This window comes from Methylobacterium sp. J-030 (genome assembly GCF_022829545.1).
In the GTDB taxonomy this organism is placed as follows: Bacteria; Pseudomonadota; Alphaproteobacteria; order Rhizobiales; family Beijerinckiaceae; genus Methylobacterium.
The window spans coordinates 26,525-45,674 of the sequence record NZ_JAKSYM010000146.1 but is presented as its reverse complement, the minus strand read 5'-3'; the positions used below and the strand labels follow the sequence as shown (position 1 = coordinate 45,674).

The 19,150-nt window shown below is 69.0% G+C and carries 16 protein-coding genes; 12 read left to right on the top strand and 4 right to left on the bottom strand.

Annotated features, from left to right (window positions below):
• Positions 1-27: 27 nt before the first annotated feature.
• The 3 genes from MKK75_RS08505 to MKK75_RS08495 all read left to right on the top strand — a co-directional run bounded on the left by MKK75_RS08505 (position 28) and on the right by MKK75_RS08495 (position 3,706).
• Positions 28-243 (top strand): hypothetical protein, encoded by a 216-nt coding sequence (locus tag MKK75_RS08505; RefSeq protein WP_244042153.1) that lies wholly within the window; start codon positions 28-30, stop codon positions 241-243.
• 147 nt (positions 244-390) lie between these two features.
• Positions 391-2,520 carry a penicillin-binding protein 1C gene (gene pbpC / locus MKK75_RS08500; RefSeq protein WP_409567541.1) on the top strand — a complete coding sequence of 710 codons (2,130 nt, stop codon included), beginning with the start codon at positions 391-393 and terminating at the stop codon, positions 2,518-2,520.
• A gap of 142 nt (positions 2,521-2,662) precedes the next feature.
• Positions 2,663-3,706 (top strand): cytochrome-c peroxidase, encoded by a 1,044-nt coding sequence (locus MKK75_RS08495; RefSeq protein ID WP_244042167.1) that lies wholly within the window; start codon positions 2,663-2,665, stop codon positions 3,704-3,706.
• 10 nt (positions 3,707-3,716) lie between these two features.
• Here MKK75_RS08495 and MKK75_RS08490 read toward each other — a convergent pair whose 3' ends face one another.
• Positions 3,717-4,160, bottom strand: a complete 444-nt coding sequence (locus MKK75_RS08490) for a hypothetical protein (RefSeq protein WP_244042151.1) — start codon at positions 4,158-4,160, stop codon at positions 3,717-3,719.
• Complete coding sequence (locus MKK75_RS08485; protein ID WP_244042150.1) at positions 4,157-4,990, bottom strand: ArsA-related P-loop ATPase; 834 nt, start codon at positions 4,988-4,990, stop codon at positions 4,157-4,159. The genes MKK75_RS08490 and MKK75_RS08485 overlap by 4 nt, the downstream gene beginning before the upstream one ends.
• 951 nt (positions 4,991-5,941) lie before the next feature.
• Here MKK75_RS08485 and MKK75_RS08480 point away from each other — a divergent pair.
• Positions 5,942-6,994 (top strand): hypothetical protein, encoded by a 1,053-nt coding sequence (locus MKK75_RS08480; protein ID WP_244042149.1) that lies wholly within the window; start codon positions 5,942-5,944, stop codon positions 6,992-6,994.
• A gap of 18 nt (positions 6,995-7,012) precedes the next feature.
• Here MKK75_RS08480 and MKK75_RS08475 read toward each other — a convergent pair whose 3' ends face one another.
• Both MKK75_RS08475 and MKK75_RS08470 read right to left on the bottom strand, forming a co-directional pair.
• A complete protein-coding gene (locus MKK75_RS08475) occupies positions 7,013-7,717 on the bottom strand; it encodes a MarC family protein (protein ID WP_244042148.1) in 705 nt (234 codons plus the stop codon).
• 151 nt (positions 7,718-7,868) lie between these two features.
• Positions 7,869-8,603, bottom strand: a complete 735-nt coding sequence (locus tag MKK75_RS08470; protein WP_244042147.1) for a methyltransferase domain-containing protein — start codon at positions 8,601-8,603, stop codon at positions 7,869-7,871.
• A gap of 138 nt (positions 8,604-8,741) precedes the next feature.
• Here MKK75_RS08470 and gloB point away from each other — a divergent pair, with 138 nt between their 5' ends.
• The 8 genes from gloB to MKK75_RS08430 all read left to right on the top strand — a co-directional run bounded on the left by gloB (position 8,742) and on the right by MKK75_RS08430 (position 19,149).
• Positions 8,742-9,518, top strand: a complete 777-nt coding sequence (gene gloB, locus MKK75_RS08465) for a hydroxyacylglutathione hydrolase (protein ID WP_244042146.1) — start codon at positions 8,742-8,744, stop codon at positions 9,516-9,518.
• A 339-nt stretch (positions 9,519-9,857) separates the two neighbouring features.
• Entirely contained in the window at positions 9,858-10,445 is a 588-nt protein-coding gene (locus MKK75_RS08460; RefSeq protein WP_244042145.1) for a TetR family transcriptional regulator, read from the top strand.
• Between the two features lie 391 nt (positions 10,446-10,836).
• Positions 10,837-11,799, top strand: coding sequence for a malate dehydrogenase (gene mdh, locus MKK75_RS08455; protein WP_244042144.1), 963 nt, complete (start codon positions 10,837-10,839; stop codon positions 11,797-11,799).
• A gap of 107 nt (positions 11,800-11,906) precedes the next feature.
• Complete coding sequence (gene sucC, locus MKK75_RS08450; RefSeq protein WP_244042143.1) at positions 11,907-13,103, top strand: ADP-forming succinate--CoA ligase subunit beta; 1,197 nt, start codon at positions 11,907-11,909, stop codon at positions 13,101-13,103.
• Between the two features lie 2 nt (positions 13,104-13,105).
• Positions 13,106-13,990: a succinate--CoA ligase subunit alpha gene (gene sucD, locus MKK75_RS08445; RefSeq protein ID WP_244042142.1), complete on the top strand. Its 885-nt coding sequence runs from the start codon at positions 13,106-13,108 to the stop codon at positions 13,988-13,990.
• Between the two features lie 163 nt (positions 13,991-14,153).
• On the top strand, positions 14,154-17,144 hold the full coding sequence (locus MKK75_RS08440) for a 2-oxoglutarate dehydrogenase E1 component (RefSeq protein ID WP_244042141.1): 2,991 nt from the start codon (positions 14,154-14,156) through the stop codon (positions 17,142-17,144).
• A gap of 95 nt (positions 17,145-17,239) precedes the next feature.
• Positions 17,240-18,565: a 2-oxoglutarate dehydrogenase complex dihydrolipoyllysine-residue succinyltransferase gene (odhB, locus tag MKK75_RS08435; RefSeq protein ID WP_244042140.1), complete on the top strand. Its 1,326-nt coding sequence runs from the start codon at positions 17,240-17,242 to the stop codon at positions 18,563-18,565.
• Positions 18,566-18,609: 44 nt separating this feature from the next.
• Positions 18,610-19,149 (top strand): DUF2442 domain-containing protein, encoded by a 540-nt coding sequence (locus tag MKK75_RS08430; protein WP_244042139.1) that lies wholly within the window; start codon positions 18,610-18,612, stop codon positions 19,147-19,149.
• Position 19,150: the final 1 nt, after the last annotated feature.

Below are 19,150 nucleotides of genomic sequence, written 5' to 3'. Positions count from 1 at the left end.
TCGCGGATGCATCGTGAGGGGCAGGTCATGGCGAAAGACGGGCACGTTCCGGCTTGGTTGGCGAGGCGGACGTATTTCAAGCGCATCGGGCGCTGGGTGAAGCCCGGCAAGGCCCGCGGGACCGGACCGGCGCCCGAGGCTGAGGCGGCGCCGCTCGTGTCGAACGTCGTGCCGTTCCCGGTCCGGATGGAGCGGTCGGACCGGCTGGACTTCGCGGGCCGGCTCAACATCGGCATCGCGTAGCCGGAGCCGCGCGCGCTCCCCGCCGCAGGGGACGCCGGTTCGGCGCATGGGAGCGTGTTTCGACGCGAGATCCGAGCCGGGCTTGCTTGCGCGGCGGGAACCGGGAATCCTGCGCGGCCGATGGCGGGTCCAGACCGCGGAGGAGACGTGCCGCAGGACGGGCCTGATCGCGACCGAGGAGCGCCCCCGGCGCGGCACGGATTCGCGGGCTCCGGCCCCGCGGTCGCAGGGCTCGGGCTGAGCCTGCTGCTGGCCGGCCTCGGCGCCGTCTGGGTCTATGCGGCCGCGCTGCCACTCCTCGACCGCGCGGCCGCGGCGGCGCGCTCCACCGTGGTGCTCGATCGGTCCGGGACGCTGCTGCGCCCCTTCGCGACCGCGGACGGGCGCTGGCGCCTGCCGGTCACCGCGGCGGCAGTCGATCCGCGCTTCCGCGCCATGCTGCTTGCCTACGAGGACCGCCGCTTCGCACACCATCCCGGCATCGACCCGGCAGCCCTGCTGCGCGCCGCGGGGCAATGGCTGACGCGCGGGCGCATCGTGTCGGGCGGCTCGACCCTGTCGATGCAGGTGGCCCGTCTGGTCGAGCCGCGGCGCGGTCGCTCCCTCGCCGCCAAATTCCGCCAGATGGTCCGCGCCGTGACCCTGGAGCGGCGCCTCGGCAAGCCCGGGATGCTCGACCTCTACCTCGCGCTCGCCCCCTATGGCGGCCCGCTGGAGGGCGTCCGGGCAGCGAGCCTCGCGTATTTCGGGCGGGAGCCCACGCGGCTGACGGCGGCGCAGGCCGCGCTCCTCGTGGCCCTGCCGCAGGCCCCGGAGGCCCGCCGGCCCGACCGCTTCCCGGATCGCGCCCGCGCCGCCCGCGACCGCGTGCTGGACATCGCCGGCGCCCGGGGCATCCTCACCGGAGCGGAGGCCGAGGCCGCTAAGGCGGAGCCGGTCCCGACCGGTCGAAGACCCTTCCCGATGCTGGCCGCGCACGCCGCCGAGGAGGCGGTGGCGGCCGATCCGGCGAACCCGGCGATCCGCCTGTCCATCGACGCGCCGCTGCAGGCACGGCTGGAGGCGCTGGCGGCCGAGCGCGCCGCCGCGGCCGGCCCGGATCTCTCGGCCGCGATCCTCGTCCTCGACAACCGGGACGGGCGCATCCTCGCCCAGGTGGGCAGCGCCGGCTACCTGGATCAGACCCGGCGCGGCGCCATCGACATGACGCTCGCGATCCGCTCCCCGGGCTCCGCGCTGAAGCCGTTCGTCTATGCCATGGCGTTCGAGGATGGCTTGGCCCATCCCGAGACGTTGCTGGAGGACCGCCCGACCCGCTTCTCGGCGAGCTACGCGCCCGAGAATTTCGACCTGACCTTCCAGGGCACGGTCACGGCCCGGCGGGCGCTGCAATTGTCGCTCAACGTCCCCGCGGTCGCGTTGATGGAGGCGGTCGGCCCGGCGCGCTTCATCGCTCGGCTGCGGGCCGCCGGTGCCGCGATTCAACTCCCGCGCGAGGCGGCTCCGGGTCTGCCGGTGGCGCTCGGCGGCCTCGGCATCACGCTTACCGACCTCGCGCGGCTCTATGCCGGGTTCGCCCGCGGCGGCACGCTGCCCGACCTCCAGCGCCGGGCCGAGCCGGCGGCGCCGGGGTCCGGGCACCGGATCGCAGGGCCCGTGGCCGCGTGGTACGTCGCCGACATCCTGCGCGGCACGCCGCCGCCGGAGAACGCGCTTCCGAACCGCATCGCCTACAAGACCGGCACCTCCTACGGCTACCGCGACGCCTGGGCGGCCGGATTCGACCGGCGCGTCACCGTGGCGGTCTGGGCCGGCCGGCCCGACGGGGCGGCGGTTCCGGGCCTCGTCGGACGGATCGTCGCGGCGCCGATCCTGTTCGACGCCTTCGCGCGCCTCGGCGGCGAGCCCGAGCCGGTTCCCCGGCCCGCCGACACCCTGATGGCCGCCTCCCGCAGCCTGCCGCCGCCGCTGCAGCGTCTCGGCCGCGACCCGGCCGGCGCACCGGGTCTCGCCCTGCGGATCGCCTATCCCCCGGACGGCGCGCGGATCGACCTCGGTCTGGCGCCGGGCGGCCACGACGGCGAGGCCGCGGCGCCGGGGCTCGCCCTGAAGGCTTCCGGCGGGGTGCCGCCGCTCACGTGGCTGATCGATGGCCAGCCGGTCGCACAGACGCTGCGGCACCGTGCCGAATGGTTTCCGCACGGGGCCGGCTTCGCACGTATCTCTGTGCTTGATTCAACTGGTGCGAGTGACAGCGTTGCGGTCAGGCTCGAATAGCCGGAGACGGCCGATTGCCTCGGGGAAGCTTGGCCGCACCCAAGTTTTGCATAGCGATGCACTTCCCGAGGCCGAAATATTCATAGGGAGATTCATCGGTCATCAACGAATAGGGGTATAAATACACCCCGTGAGGTTGATGATGGCGTGGAAGGTCGGCGCCGCGGTCGCGGCGATTCTCGGGTTCGTCGGGGTGGGCGTGGGGGTCGGCAGCGGTCCCGATCCGCGTCGCGCCGGCTGGCGCGATGCCTATCGGCCGCCCGCCGAGATTCCGTTCCCGGCCGGCAATCCGTACACGGCCGCCAAGGCCGAACTCGGCCGGCGCCTGTTCTTCGATCCGATCCTGTCGGGCGACCGGACCCGGTCCTGCGCGACCTGCCACGTCCCGGACCTCGCCTGGGCGGACGGCCGCGCCCGCGCGGCGACGCGCCAGCAGGGCGACATGGACCTGCGCACACCCACGGTCCTCAACGTTGCGTGGCAGGACGGCCCGCTCGGCTGGGACGGCAAGTTCCCGACGCTCGAATCGGTCTCCGCGATGCCGATCACGGCGCCGAGCAACATGAACCTGCCGATGGACGCGGCCTTGTCCCGGCTCTCCGCGGACCCGGACTACGTCGCGGCCTTCAGGGAGGCCTTCGCCGATCCCGCCGTCACCCGCGAACGGCTGGAGGCGGCCCTCGCCACGTTCGAGCGCCTGATCGTGGTCGAGCCGGCACCCTTCGACCGCTGGATCGCCGGCGAGGAGGACGCGATCACCGAGCCGGCGAAGCGCGGCTTCGACCTGTTCAACGGGCGGGCGGGCTGCGCCAACTGCCATTCCGGCTGGTCGTTCACCGACAACTCGTTCCACGATATCGGGGTCGGCTCGGGGACCGACATCGGACGCGGCCGCTTCAAGCCGACCTCGGTCGCGCTGCGCTACGCCTTCAAGACGCCGACCCTGCGGGAGGTCGGCGAGCGCGGCCCATACATGCACGACGGGTCGGTGCCGAACCTCGAAGCCGTGATCGATCTCTACGACCGCGGCGGAATCGACCGCCCGAGCCGCTCCCGGCTGATCAAGCCGCTCCATCTGACCGCCGGGGAGCGGAGCGATCTCCTGGCCTTCCTGGCGACGCTGTCGGCCCGCGCGGAGCGCGATCTGATGACCGCCTCGTTCTCGGCCCGGCCGCCGGCGCCCTGACGCGGGCGGATCAGCGGCCGGAATCGGAGCCGCGCGGCGGGCGTCCCGAACTGCGCTGCTCGCAGGCTTCCAGCGCGGCGGCGAGGCGGGCTTCGGTCGCGGCGGCGCCGTTGGAGAGGCCGAGCACCGTCGTCAGCGTCCAGGCCCCCGACAGAAGGGCGAGCGCCACAGCGCCGATCAGCCCGTAGGTCATCAGCCTGTTGCGGCGCAGGTCCTTCGTGAAGGCCTGGATCAGGTCGCGGTTGTCGTCGGCGAGCGTGTTCCGGGCGGCCACCAGCTCGTTGTACATGTTGGTGATGGCGTTGGTCGACATGTACACGAGGAGCAGGTGGACGACGAAGTCGTCGTCCGTCGTCGTGTTCAGGGCGGCCGCGATCCGCACCGCGAGCTGACGCTCCCAGGGCTGAAGATCGCGGCCGTGGACCGACCGGTAGAACCGCTCGAGGTTGGTCACGGCCGGAGCGCATCCCGCCAAGCGTTGTGGAAGTTGCGCCGGAGGCGGCGGCCCTCGACGCGCAGTCGCATCGGCGCCGTGTTGGCCAGGGTCTGCCAGGTCATGTTCTGAACGCGCAGGGCCTCGATCAGGCGCTCGCCGATCTTCTCGATCTCGATCACGCGAACATTCGGCAGCTTGCGCAGCCCCTGCACGAGGTCGGCGAATTCAAGATAGTCGAAGTTGGTCGCCTGGGCGGTGTTCTTCGCCAGGATCGCCCGGTCGCACTCGATCAGCATCGGCTTGAGTTCGCGCAGGACATCGAGGGCGGTCGGATCGACGGCGCCGGCCGCCACGACCACGCAGAGGCGGATGTTCGATTCCCGGCAGCTCTCCACGATGATCTCGGCGCAGCGACGGGTGGTCTCGGTGTCGCCGGCCGGGAAATCCACCACCACGAAGCGCTCGGCGGCCTCGATCACGTGCTCGATCATGTCCTGGCACAGGGTCGGGTCGACGCGGCCGGTGCTGTCCTCCGCGCGCAGGCGCTGGCGGAAACAGGTGATGCCGGTCCGGCGCGGGACGAACTTGTCGCTGCCGGGATTCGTCTCCTGCATCAACGCCGTATGGAAATGCCGGTTGGCCGGATCGGTATCGATCGCCAGCACGGGACCGACCTCGGCGCAGAGGTCGGCGACCTGAAGCGCGATGGTGGTCTTGCCGACGCCGCCCTTGCCGCCGAGGCACAGGACGAGGATCTTCGCCGCCGGACCGAGCAGGTCCCGCTGAATTCCCTGGATCTCGTCCGGGCTGTACCAGGCCGGAACCTTGGTCTGCGTCTCGTCGCTCATGAAGTCTCTCCTTGCTGATGGACCGGGCGACCGCCGCGCGCCGAGGCGCCCGGGAACCGTCCCGCGGGGATGTCAGGATTGATGCGGTGCGCCCGGGGCCGGACCACCGTCAGGGGCCGTTCCGGTCATCGCGGAGGCGCCGGCCATGCGTGGACGGACGATGGCCGACCCTGGCGATACGGCCGGGGCCGTGGGCGGCCGAGCGCTGGTGATCCTGCGCCGCGGTTCGGAGGGTCGCGTAGCCGCTGGGGGTCGACAGGTATGTCGGGCCTCGGAATGGCGTCCCTCCCCATCGCATGCACCCCGTCACGCGGCGCCTGCCTCCGGCGGACAGCCTCACCGGCATCACCTCCAGGGCCAAGATCAGCCAAGACGACGCGCGCACGCGCACAAGCTACAATCCTAAGCCTTGCGGTCTCCGCAGGCCTCTTCCCGCTACAGCCTAAACATTAACGAATCAATCGCGCCATATTTTAGGTTTCAAACTCCATTATTGACGCAATAACTAATGATAAAATGCTGCTTATATTGCATTTGTACGTCAATATGAATTATTATTGAGCCTGAATAACAGTCAATTTGAACCTGATATTCCGCATTGAATCGGTCCGATGCCACAATCAGCGGCGTCGGGACGGCGACCGGATCTGCGAGATGTGGCGGAACGCTCAGGCGGGACGTGCCCTGGACGGCTCAGAGACGCCGAAGACTGCCTATCCAGCAGCGGAACGGACCACCAGCCAAGTCTTCCATCGACCGACAGCGAGGCACGAGAGGGTTCACGCCGTCGCGCGGGCGCGCTGCAGCCAGAACGAGATCTGAAGCTACCTAAGCACAATCCACAGCGTTAACCTTCCGCTCATGTTCGTTAACAAACCCTTGGCTAAAATGCGCCGGATATAGCTAAGTAGTTCGGTAACCACGGTGTCGTTGCGCTGCGACGAGGGCTCAATGCCAATACCCAACAGGAAGCTGGTTTCGGTCACCAGCACCCTCGGCCTGACCGCCCCCCTGATCCTCGCGGGGACGAGCGCCGCCGATGCTCATGTCAAATGGTTCTGCGCCTACGACGTGGCCGGGCAGCCGCAGGGCCTCGAGCAGGTGCTCTGCCTCAACTTCGAGTGGCTCACCGGCCTCGCGCTGCTCTGCCTGACATTCGGGTGCCTGGCCGAGGGCACGCCCCTGGGCACCGCGCTGCTCAACGCCCTCGACCGCGTGACCACGCGGATCCGCACCGACAGCGAGTTGCTGGTCCGCGCCACGCTGGGCTTCTTCCTGGTCTCCTTGTACGATCTCGGCGGCATCATCCTGACGCCCGAGCTGAAGACCGATGTGGCCTGGATCCCGTGGCTCCAGCTCGCCCTGGCCGGTTGCCTGATCTGGCGCCGCACGATGCCGATCACGGGCCTGGGCCTCGTCTTCCTGTTCAGCTACGCGACCGCGCAGTACGGGCTGTTCCATCTCGCCGACTATCCGATCTTCCTGGGCATCGCCGTCTACCTGATCGCGCGGGGCCTCGACCTGAAGCCCTTCGACATCCGTCCCCTCGACATCGTTCGCTGGTCCGCCGCGATCACGCTGATGTGGGCCTCGATCGAGAAGTGGGCCTATCCGGAATGGTCGGCGCCGCTGCTCGCCGCCAAGCCGCAGATGACCATGGGCGCCACCCCCGAGCTGTTCATGCAGGCCGCCGGCGTGATCGAGTTCACCCTCGCCTTCGCCCTGATCTGGACGCCCCTGGTCCGGCGCTGCGCGGCGATCATCCTGGCGGCGATCTTCGTCTCGGCGGTGTTCGAGTTCGGCAAGGTGGACGCGATCGGCCATTCCGGGATCATCGTGGTGCTGCTGGCGATCGCCGCCGACAACGTCCGGGTTCCGGTCCGGGCACGCCAGGCGCTCCTGGCGCCGGCTTGGTACGGGGCGGCGCTCGCGGCCTTCCTGTTCCTCTACTACGTGGGCCACGCCGCCCTGTTCGGGGGCCTGAGCGAGATGCCGATCATCTGAGGACGGTCCAGCCCGACGTCATCGCGCCGCCAGCAGCGGCGCGATGACGTCCGTGAGGCCGTTGATCAGGATCTGCGTGCCGACGCAGAGCAGCAGGAACGCGAACAGGCGCCCGACCACCCGGGCGCGGGCCTGGCCGATGAGCGCCACCACCCGGTCGGCCGAGGCGTAGAGCAGGGTGACCGCGACGGCGACCGCGAGCGCCGACAGCGTGACGCCGAGGTAGAACCCAGTCCGCTCGGCATAGGCCGTCGGTCGGTTCGCCCCCAGGGTGATTGCTACCGCGATCGTGCCCGGTCCGGTGGTGAACGGCAGGGTCAGCGGGAAGAAGGCGATCTCCGAGAGGGCTGCGGGCACGGGCTCGGAGGGGACCACGGCGCCCCGGCCGGTCGAACCGGAGGCCTCGGCCTGCTTGCGCGCCTCGCGCGCCTCCGGCCGGTTGAGCTGGGTCCAGGCCGACGCCATCACCACCAGCCCGCCCGCGATGCGCAGGGCCGCCAGGGTGACGCCGAAGAAGTTGAGGATCGGTGTCCCGGCCCAGAGGGCGCCCAGCATCACCAGCGCCGCGTAGACGCCGATCCGGCGCGACAGCAGCACCCGCTCGGCATGGCTGTAGGCGACCGTAACCTGGGCGAAGATGAAGGCGCCGCCGATCGGGTTGACGATCGCGATCAGGCCCGAAAGGGCGAGCAGGAACTGTTGGACGGCGAAATCGAGGGTCATGGGAACCGGTTTCGAAAGGTCGAGACCTTTTGCGGGTGCAGGGTGGAACCCTGCAAGCCTGTCAGGGCCTTGCCCTGACGACCCACCAAAGGGCACAGCTCCTTGGAAACCCGGTCTCGTCCCCGGGATCGGGTCGATCGGCGGCGGCCGCTCAGCCCGGGGCGGGGGCCGGCACGAGCACCCGGGCCGGGGCGAGGCGGCGGGCGCGCCACACCTGCCGCACCGTCACCGGCCGGTAGAGCTGCTTCGTCGCGTCGACCACGTGCAGGCCCGCGAAGGGCAGGGACAGGCTGGTGCCGGTCCATTCCCAGGCCGGCCCGGTGCGCAGCATCAGGCGCGAGCGCACCGGCGGCATGTAGAGCGTCTCCGCCCAGTTCACCGGCGAGAACAGCGTGTCGCGCATCAGGCGCCCGAGCTGCGAGCGGCTGTAGGGCTGGCCGTGGCCGAAGGGCGTCGCCTCCCGCCGCGCCCAGACCCCCCGCCGATTCGGCACCACGAGGATCATCCGCCCACCGGGGGTGAGGGTCCGCCACACCTCCTGCAGCAGCTCCGAGGGGCTCTCCACGGCCTCGAGGGCGTGGATCAGGATGATGCGGTCGACCGCGGATTCGGGCAGCGGCATCATGGTGGGATCGGCCAAAGCCGTGCAGGACCGGCCGCTCGGCGGCCAGTTCACCACCCCTTGGCTCGTCGGCATGAACGCGATGGTGCGCTCGGCGATGCAGTGGACCGGACCGAGATACGGCATCGCGTACCCGATCCCGAGCACGCGCAGCCCCGAGACCGAGCCGAGAAACGCGTGGATCGAGCGGCCGACCACGCGATGCGTCGTGCGGCCCAGGGGGCTGGCATAGAAGGCCCGCAAGCCGTTGACGTCGAGACGCATGGAGAAGGAGGCTACCGACTCGGGAACGGTTGCCGTACTCAATGGTGACCCGAGCCGCCCGGGGCAAGCGTGACGGAACCCGGCCGCCGAACCGCCTGTTCACGGCGACAGCGTCTGTGCCCTGAGGAGATCCCCCCGATGGCCGCCGAGCCCGAGATCCGCACCTTCCTGTGCCGCAGCGACAATATCGGCGTCCTGATCCGCGACCCCGCCACCGGGGCCTGCGCGGCGATCGACGTGCCGGAGGCCGGCCCCGTGCTGAAGGCCCTCGACGAGACCGGCTGGCGGCTCACCGACATCCTCGTCACCCACAGGCACGGCGATCACGTCGAGGGCATCCCGGAAGTGAAGCGGGCCACCGGCGCCCGTGTCGTCGCCCCCGCCAAAGCCGGCGACGCGGTTCCGCAGGTGGATCTCGCCGTCCGGGAGGGCGACACGGTGCGGGTCGGCGACCTCGCAGCCCAGGTCTGGGAGACGCCGGGCCACTGCGCCGACCACGTGACCTACTGGTTTTCGAAGGCCGGCCTCGTCTGCGCCGGCGACACGCTCTTCACCCTCGGCTGTGGCCGGGTGATGGAGAGCCCGCCCGAGACCCTCTACCGGTCGCTGCGGCGCTTCGACGACCTGCCCGAGTCCACGCAGGTCTTCAGCGGCCACGACTACGTACTCGCCAACGCCCGCTTCGCCCTGGCGGCCGAGCCGGACAACGCAGCGCTCAAGGCCCGCTTCGCCGAGGCCGAAGCCGCGAAAGCGGAAGGCCGCTTCCTCGTGCCCTCGACCATGGGCGCGGAGCGCGCCACCAACCCGTTCCTGCGCTGCACAGTGCCGGCCCTGGCCAAATCGGTGGATCTGCCACCAGAGAGCGATGCAGAAATCGTCTTCGTCGCTCTTAGGGCGTGGAAGAACCGCTTCTGACGCAGGTGATAACGAGAAAAATTTGTTGCCTTCTCAACGCGAACTGACACATAGAAGTGTTTAAGCGGTCTTAATCCGCTCAGGTAACCGGGCTCCCGGGGGGAAGCCGCAACGTCAACGCGAAGCGCCGGGACGCTTCAGCCGGTATGATGGGGGTCCGTCTCGCCCTACCACCTGTCCACTTCCCGCCTTCCGCTGCCTTTCCTCAAGCCAGAATCCGACGGGTCCAAGGAGGAGGCGCTCAGCGCCAAAGCCAAGCTCTCCGTCGCCGAGGTCGCTGATTCCGGTACGCTCCGGGATGGCGGCGATGCGTCTGGCGGGTTACGGCCCCGCACGCCCGTGGCCGCCGATGTGCGGCTGCTCGGCATCGCCACGGAGCATCTCTCTCGGCTCGGACCCAAACGCGTGACGGTCGTGGCCGTCGCCGCCGAGGCGGGCATGACCCACGCCAACGTCTACCGCTACTTCCCGTCGAAGGACGCACTCCTCGATGCAGTGGCGGGGCGCTGGCTGCGCGAGGTCGAGGCCCGGCTCGCCGGGATCGCCGACGCGCCCGACCCGGCCGACGACAAGATCGAGCGTCTGCTCACCGCGCTGGCCACCGTGCAGCGCGACGCGCTGGTCGACGAGCCGAACCTGTTCGCGGTGCATCTCGACGCGACGGTGGCGGCCCGGCCGATCGCCCGGCGGCACCGCGTCCGCTTGCGCAGCCTCGTGGAGCGGGTGGTTGAGGAGGGGATCACCTCCGGGATCTTCTCGGCCCGGGACCGGGAGCGGGCGATCGCCTACATCTTCGACGCGAGCTATCGTTTCACGCATCCGCTGGCGATCCAGCACGATGCCGAGGTGCCGCGCGACCTGATCGAGGCCCGCTTCGGCGCCGTGATCCACGCGATCCAGCGGGTTCTGCGCTCCGGCGTTCTCTGAACACCCGCCCCATCGATGCGTCTGTGAAGGCCCGGACCTTGCGTCCGGGCCTTTCGCGTTTCCGGGCGGGCGACGCAGCGGAGGAGGCTCGAAATGACAGCTTTCCATATCTGTCATCCAAGCTGTGCGGGATATCCAAGCCTGGGTGCAGTGCACCTAAAACCTTCGCGACGTTGACGTTTCCTAACACGGCACGCCGCCCGTCCGGCGCACCCAGCCTAAAGGACGAGGGTCCTGCACACGCTGCATCGGGTTGAAGCGACGGTGCTTTTCGGCCACACAGCCGCGCAGATTTGAGGGCCGCGAATCCGACCGCACCTGCGGGCGGACGTGGCCCCGAGCACCGCCCGACGCATCCTCGAAGTCGACACGCAAGGGAGACGGATCCGACATGGCTCGCAACAAGATCGCGCTCATCGGCGCCGGCCAGATCGGCGGCACCCTGGCCCTCCTGGCCGGCCTGAAGGATCTCGGCGACGTGGTGCTGTTCGACATCGTCGACGGCGTGCCGCAGGGCAAGGCGCTCGACATCGCCGAGGCCGCCCCGGTTGAGGGTTTTGACGCGACCTACGCGGGCGCCAGCGACTACGCCGCCATCAAGGGCGCCGACGTGGTGATCGTCACCGCCGGCGTGCCGCGCAAGCCCGGCATGAGCCGCGACGACCTGATCGGCATCAACCTGAAGGTGATGCAGGCGGTGGGCGAGGGCATCAAGACCTACGCGCCGGACGCCTTCGTGATCTGCATCACCAACCCGCTCGACGCGATGGTGTGGGCGCTGCAGAAGTTTTCCGGATTGCCGACCAACAAGATCGTCGGCATGGCCGGCGTGCTCGACTCGGCCCGCTTCCGCCACTTCCTGGCGGAGGAGTTCAAGGTCTCGGTGGAGGACGTCACGGCCTTCGTTCTCGGCGGCCACGGCGACGACATGGTGCCGCTGACCCGCTACTCCACGGTCGCGGGCGTGCCGCTGACCGACCTCGTCAAGCTCGGCTGGACTACCCAGGAGAAGCTCGACGCCATGGTCGACCGCACCCGCAAGGGCGGCGGCGAGATCGTCAACCTGCTCAAGACCGGCTCGGCCTTCTACGCGCCCGCCGCCTCCGCCATCGCGATGGCCGAGAGCTACCTGCGCGACAAGAAGCGCGTCCTGCCCTGCGCCGCCTATCTCGACGGCCAGTACGGCGTGTCCGGCATGTTCATCGGTGTGCCGATCGTGATCGGCGCGAACGGCGTGGAGCGCGTGCTGGAGGTGACCTTCGACGCCGCCGAGAAGGCGATGTTCGACAAGTCGGTCGCCTCGGTGACGGGCCTGATCGAGGCCTGCAAGGGCGTCGACGCCTCGCTGGCGTAGTTCAGAGCGAATAGCGAGTAGCGAATAGGGCCTCGCTGGTCCGCTCGCTCCACTCGAACTATTCGCTACTCGCTATTCCCTATTCGCTCCTCCCCCACGAGGTCCCGATGAATATTCACGAATACCAGGCCAAGACCGTGCTGAAGGAGTTCGGCCTGCCCGTCTCCCGCGGCGTGGCCATCTTCAACCCGTCGGAGGCCGAGGCTGCCGCCAAGGAACTCGGCGGCCCCGTCTGGGTGGTGAAGAGCCAGATCCATGCGGGTGGCCGCGGCAAGGGAACCTTCAAGGGCGCGCCCGAGGGCGCCAAGGGCGGCGTGCGCGTCACCAAGTCGATCGACGAGGTGAAGCACTATGCCGGCGAGATGCTCGGCCAGACGCTGGTGACGATCCAGACCGGCCCGGCCGGCAAGCAGGTCAATCGGCTCTACATCGAGGAAGGCGCCCAGATCGCGGAGGAATTCTACCTCTCGATGCTGGTCGACCGCGCCACCGGCGGCGTCGCCTTCGTGGTCTCGACCGAGGGCGGCATGGACATCGAGGCGGTCGCCCACGACACGCCGGAGAAGATCCACACGATCGCGGTCGATCCGGCCACCGGCGTGATGCCGCATCACGGTCGCGCCGTCGCTAAGGCCCTCGGGCTCACCGGCGCCCAGGCCAAGGAAGCCGCCGCGGTCACGGAGAAACTCTACGCGGCGTTCGTCGCCAAGGACATGAGTCTCCTGGAGATCAACCCGCTGGTGCTGACCGCGGACGGGCACCTCAAGTGCCTCGACGCCAAGATGGCCTTCGATTCGAACGCCCTCTACCGGCACCCGGACATCGTCGCGCTGCGCGACGAGACCGAGGAGGACGCCAAGGAGATCGAGGCGTCGAAGTACGACCTCGCCTACATCGCCCTCGACGGCACGATCGGCTGCATGGTCAACGGCGCCGGCCTCGCCATGGCGACGCTCGACATCATCAAGCTCTACGGCGAGGAGCCGGCGAACTTTCTGGATGTCGGCGGCGGCGCGTCTGAAGAAAAGGTCACGGCGGCGTTCAAGATCATCACCGCCGACCCGAACGTGAAGGGCATCCTCGTCAACATCTTCGGCGGGATCATGAAGTGCGACGTGATCGCCAACGGCGTGATCGCGGCCGTGAAGGCGGTGGGCCTGCAGGTGCCGCTGGTGGTGCGCCTCGAAGGCACCAACGTCGAGGAGGGCAAGGCGATCATCCGGAATTCCGGCCTCAACGTGATCCCGGCGGACGACCTCGACGACGCCGCCCAGAAGATCGTCGCCGCCGTGAAGGGAGCCTGATCATGTCGGTGATGATCGACGCCAACACCAAGGTCATCTGCCAGGGTTTCACCGGCAAGAACGGGACCTTCCATTCCGAGCAGGCCATCGCCTACGGCACCAAGATGGTCGGCGGCACCTCGCCCGGTAAGGGGGGCGCGACCCATCTCGGACTGCCGGTGTTCGACACGGTGGCCGAGGCCCGCGAGGCCACGGGCGCCGAGGCCTCGGTGGTCTACGTGCCGCCGCCCGGCGCCGCCGACGCGATCTGCGAGGCGATCGCGGCCGAGGTGCCGCTGATCGTCTGCATCACGGAGGGCATTCCGGTGCTCGACATGGTGCGGGTCAAGCGGGCGCTCAACGGTTCGAAGTCGCGCCTCGTCGGCCCGAACTGCCCCGGCATCGTGACCGCGGGCGAGTCGAAGATCGGCATCATGCCGGCCAACATCTTCCGGCAGGGCTCGGTCGGCATCGTCTCGCGCTCGGGTACGCTGACCTACGAGGCGGTGTTCCAGACCTCGAACGCCGGCCTCGGCCAGACCACGGCGGTCGGCATCGGCGGCGACCCGGTGAAGGGCACCGAATTCATCGACGTGCTGGAGCTGTTCCTGGCCGATCCGAAGACCGAGTCGATCGTGATGATCGGCGAGATCGGCGGCTCGGCCGAGGAGGAGGCCGCGCAGTTCCTGAAGGACGAGGCCAAGCGCGGGCGGAAGAAGCCGATGGTCGGCTTCATCGCCGGGCGCACGGCACCCCCGGGCCGCCGCATGGGCCATGCCGGCGCGATCATCTCGGGCGGCAAGGGCGGCGCCGAGGACAAGATCGCCGCCATGGAGGCCGCGGGCATCCGCGTGTCGCCGTCGCCGGCCCGGCTCGGCTCGACGCTCGTCGAGGTGCTGAAGGGCTGAGGCCCCGCGGCCCTGCGTTGCGGCCATCGCAGGGCCGCGACGCCCATATGAAATGATTCAGCGGGGCGGGTCACCCGCCCCGTCTCGATGTAAGGGTGATCCGCCGCGCTGACGGAGAGCCTGAAGGGCAGGGCTCCTGCCCGCGCGACAGGATGGACGCACCATGGCACGCCAGGACGTGAACGAAGCGCTCCTCGAAACCTCGTTCCTCTACGGCGCCAACGCCGCCTACATTGAGGAATTGCAGGCGGCCTACGCCCGCAACCCGGCCTCGGTGGATCCGGAGTGGCAGAACTTCTTCAAGGCGCTGGGCGAGGACGAGACGCTCGTCGAGAAGAACGCCGCCGGCGCCTCCTGGGAGAAGCCGAACTGGCCGGTGCCGCTGAACGGCGAGCTGGTCTCGGCGCTGGACGGCAACTGGGGCGCCCTGGAGAAGGCCGTCGGCGACCGGATCGTCGCCCGCGACGCCAAGGAGGCGCGGCCCGGCAAGCCGCAGGACAGCGTCTCCGCCACCACCGGCGTCTCGGTGGAGCAGGCGGCCAAGGACTCGGTCCGGGCGATCATGCTGATCCGCTCGTACCGGATGCGCGGCCACCTGCACGCCAAGCTCGACCCCCTCGGGCTCGCGCCCCGCGGCGACCACGAGGAGCTGCACCCGCAGCATTACGGCTTCACCGAGGAGACCGACTGGGACCGGCCGATCTTCCTCGACAACGTGCTCGGCCTCCAGTTCGGCACGATCCGCGAGATCGTCGACATCCTGGAGCGGACCTACTGCCAGACGCTCGGCGTCGAGTTCATGCACATCTCCGATCCCGCCGAGAAGGCGTGGATCCAGGAGCGCATCGAGGGCAAGGACAAGGAGATTTCCTTCACGCCCGAGGGCCGTAGAGCCATCCTCAACAAGCTGATCGAGGCGGAGGGCTTCGAGAAGTTCCTGGACCTCAAGTACACCGGCACCAAGCGCTTCGGCCTCGACGGCAGCGAGTCGATGATCCCGGCGCTGGAGCAGATCATCAAGCGCGGCGGCGCGCTCGGCGTGCGCGAGATCGTGCTCGGCATGGCCCATCGCGGCCGGCTCAACGTGCTCACCACCGTGATGGCCAAGCCCTTCCGGGCGGTGTTCCACGAGTTCAAGGGCGGCTCGGCCTCCCCGGCCGAGGTCGAGGGCTCGGGCGACGTGAAGTACCACCTGGGCGCATCCTCCGACCGCGCCTTCGACGGCAACAACGTCCACCTGTCGCTGACCGCCAACCCGTCGCACCTGGAGATCGTCGATCCGGTGGTGCTCGGCAAGGTCCGCGCCAAGCAGGACCAGTGGGCCAAGCCCAATATCGAGCGCCGCACGGTGCTGCCGCTGCTGATCCACGGCGACGCCGCCTTCGCGGGGCAGGGCGTGGTGGCCGAGTGCTTCGGCCTGTCGGGCCTGAAGGGCCACCGCACCGGCGGATCGGTCCACTTCATCATCAACAACCAGATCGGATTCACCACCGATCCGCGCTTCTCGCGCTCCTCGCCCTATCCGTCCGACGTGGCCAAGATGGTCGAGGCGCCGATCTTCCACTGCAACGGCGACGATCCGGAGGCCGTCACCTTCGCCGCCAAGGTCGCGGTGGAGTACCGCCAGAAATTCGGCAAGCCGGTCGTGATCGACATGCTGTGCTACCGCCGCTTCGGCCACAACGAGGGCGACGAGCCGGCCTTCACCCAGCCGAAGATGTACCAGCGGATCCGCAAGCACCCCTCGGTGCTGGAGAATTACGGCCGCAAGCTCGTCGAGAACGGCTCCGTCACCCAGGAGGCGCTCGACACCCGCAAGGCCGAGTTCCGCGGGATGCTCGACAGCGAGCTCGACGTCGCCAACAGCTACAAGGCGAACAAGGCCGATTGGCTGGACGGCCGCTGGTCCGGCGTGAAGGCCGTGCACGAGGATGTGGACGATCCGCGCCGCGGCCGCACCGCCGTGCCGACCGAGACCCTGCAGGAGATCGCCCGCAAGATCACCCAGGTGCCCCCGGGCTTCCACTTGCACCGGACGATCCAGCGCTTCATGGACAACCGCGCCAAGGCGGTTGAGACGGGGGCCGGCATCGACTGGGCGACCGCCGAGGCGCTGGCCTTCGGGGCGACGCTGCTCGACGGCAACCGGGTCCGCCTGTCCGGCCAGGATGTCGAGCGCGGCACCTTCTCGCAGCGTCACGCGGTGGTGATCGATCAGGAGAACGAGCAGCGCTTCACGCCGCTCAACGCGATCCGCGAGGGGCAGGCCTCGATCGAGATCATCAACTCGATGCTGTCCGAGGAGGCGGTGCTCGGCTTCGAGTACGGCTACTCGCTGGCCGAGCCGAACGCCCTCGTTCTGTGGGAGGCGCAGTTCGGCGACTTCGCCAACGGCGCCCAGGTGGTGATCGACCAGTTCATCGCCTCCGGCGAGCGCAAGTGGCTGCGCATGTCCGGCCTCGTGCTTCTGCTGCCGCACGGCTACGAAGGGCAGGGCCCTGAACACTCCTCCGCCCGCCTGGAGCGCTATCTCCAGGCCTGCGCCGAGGACAACATGCAGGTCGCCAACGTCACGACGCCGGCGAACTACTTCCACATCCTGCGCCGGCAGCTCAAGCGCGACTTCCGCAAGCCGCTCGTGCTGATGACACCGAAGTCGCTGCTGCGCCACAAGCGCGCCGTGTCCAACCTCGACGCGTTTGCCGAGGGCTCGACCTTCCACCGCGTCCTCTGGGACGATGCCGAAGAGGAGGGCGCGCAGAACAAGCTGGTGCGCGACGACAAGATCCGCCGCGTCGTGCTGTCCTCCGGCAAGGTCTACTACGACCTGCTGGAGGAGCGGGAGAAGCGCGGCCTCAACGACATCTACCTGATGCGCGTCGAGCAGCTCTACCCGTTCCCGCTGAAGGCGCTCGCCACCGAGATGGCCCGCTTCCGCAACGCCGACGTGATCTGGTGCCAGGAGGAGCCCAAGAACATGGGCGCGTGGTCCTTCGTCGAGCCCTACCTCGAATGGGTGCTCGGCCAGGCCGGCTCCGCGGTGAAGCGCCCCCGCTATGTCGGCCGCCCGGCCTCGGCCTCGACCGCGGTGGGTCAGATGTCGAAGCACCAGGCACAGCTCCAGGCCTTCCTCAACGAGGCCCTGGCCGTCTGATTCTTCTTCAGAACGTGGCGGCGACCCGCTCGGGCCGCCGCCTCTGAATTCCAGGCCGTCCGGCACGGCCCAACCGATCCGGAAGTGCGAGACCTATGGCTACCGACATCCTCGTCCCCACGCTCGGCGAATCCGTCAGCGAGGCCACCATCGGCCGCTGGTTCAAGAAGCCCGGCGACCCGGTCGCGGCCGACGAGCCGATCGTCGAGCTCGAGACCGACAAGGTCACGCTGGAGGTCAACGCCCCGGCTGCCGGCCAGCTCGGCGAGATCCTGGTCAAGGATGGCGAGACCGTGGAGCCGGGGGCGCTGCTCGGCTCGATCGTCGAGGCCGGCGCGGGCGCCGCGCCGGCCAAGAAGGCGGCACCGAAGGCGGTCGCCGAGACCAAGGCCGAGAGCCGGAGCGAGGCCCCGAAGGCCGCTCCGCCCGCAAAGAGCGAGGCGCCGGCCCAGGAATCGTCAGCCGGCTACGGCAACCACGGCGATGCGGCGGCCCCGGCGGCCCCGGCGGCTCAGCAGCGCCCGACCGGCGACAACGGTCCCGCGGTCGCCAAGCTCGCCCGCGAGTCGGGTGTCGACCCATCGAGCGTGAATGGTTCCGGCAAGGACGGCCGCGTCACCAAGGGCGACATGCTGGGCGCCATCGCCAAGGGTCCGGCCGCCGCCCCCGCCAAGGAGGCCCGCCCGACCCTGCCGCGCGCGCCCTCGGCGCCGGACGACGCGTCGCGCGAGGAGCGCGTGCGCATGACGAAGCTGCGCCAGACCATCGCGCGCCGCCTCAAGGACGCGCAGGACACCGCGGCGATGCTGACGACGTTCAACGACGTCGACATGTCGGCCGTGATGGCGATGCGCAGCCAGTACAAGGACATCTTCGAGAAGAAGCACGGCACGAAGCTCGGCTTCATGGGCTTCTTCACCAAGGCGGTAATCGGCGCCCTCAAGGACGTGCCGGCGGTCAACGCCGAGATCGACGGGCAGGACCTCGTCTACAAGAACTACTACCACATCGGCATCGCGGTCGGGACCGATAAGGGCCTCGTCGTGCCGGTGGTGCGCGATGCCGACGACCTGTCGATCGCCGGGATCGAGAAGACGATCGCGGGCTTCGGCAAGAAGGCCCGGGACGGCAAGCTCTCCATCGAGGACATGCAGGGCGGCACCTTCACGATCACCAACGGCGGCATCTACGGCTCGCTGATGTCGACCCCGATTCTCAACGCGCCGCAATCGGGCATCCTCGGCATGCACCGCATCGAGGAGCGCCCGGTGGTCCGCGCCGGCAAGATCGAGGCGCGGCCGATGATGTACCTCGCCTTGTCGTACGACCATCGCATCGTCGACGGTAAGGAGGCCGTGACCTTCCTGGTGCGGGTGAAGGAGGCGCTGGAGGATCCGGCACGGCTCGTGCTGGATCTGTAAGGGCGCAGCCGCGATCGCGGCATCGATCGGAAGAGGGCTGATCGATGCCGACCATCGCGATCGTCGAGGGCGTTCGGATCGTGATATTCCTCAACGATCATCTGCCCGCGCTGTTCGCCGGCCAAGAAGCCAAGCTTTCGATCGCCACCGGAGAAGTCCTCAGCGGGACGCTGCCGCGCGAAACGCAAGACGATCCAGACGTGGCTGGCTGCCAACCGCGAAGAAGTCGCCTACATCTGGCGAGAGATCCGAGCCGGACGCTACAGCGGAGGGATGATCGCGTGACACCACATCGGATCGCCGCCGTGGAGGCTCTGGACTACCCGACGCTCCGCATCACGTTCGATGACGGTCTCGGCGGCATTCTCAATTTGTCGGATCTGATCGCCGACGGACCCGTCTTCGCGCCGCTGAAGGACGAAGCGTATTTCCGGACGGTTGCGATCGGTGAGCACGGCTGGAACCTCGATGTCGAGGGCGAGGAAATCGATTTCTGTCCCGACGCGACGCGGATCCGGATCGAGACCCAGATCGTCGAGGATTTGGCGAGCCGGTTCGAGACGCGACGCATTGCAGCCGCATGAG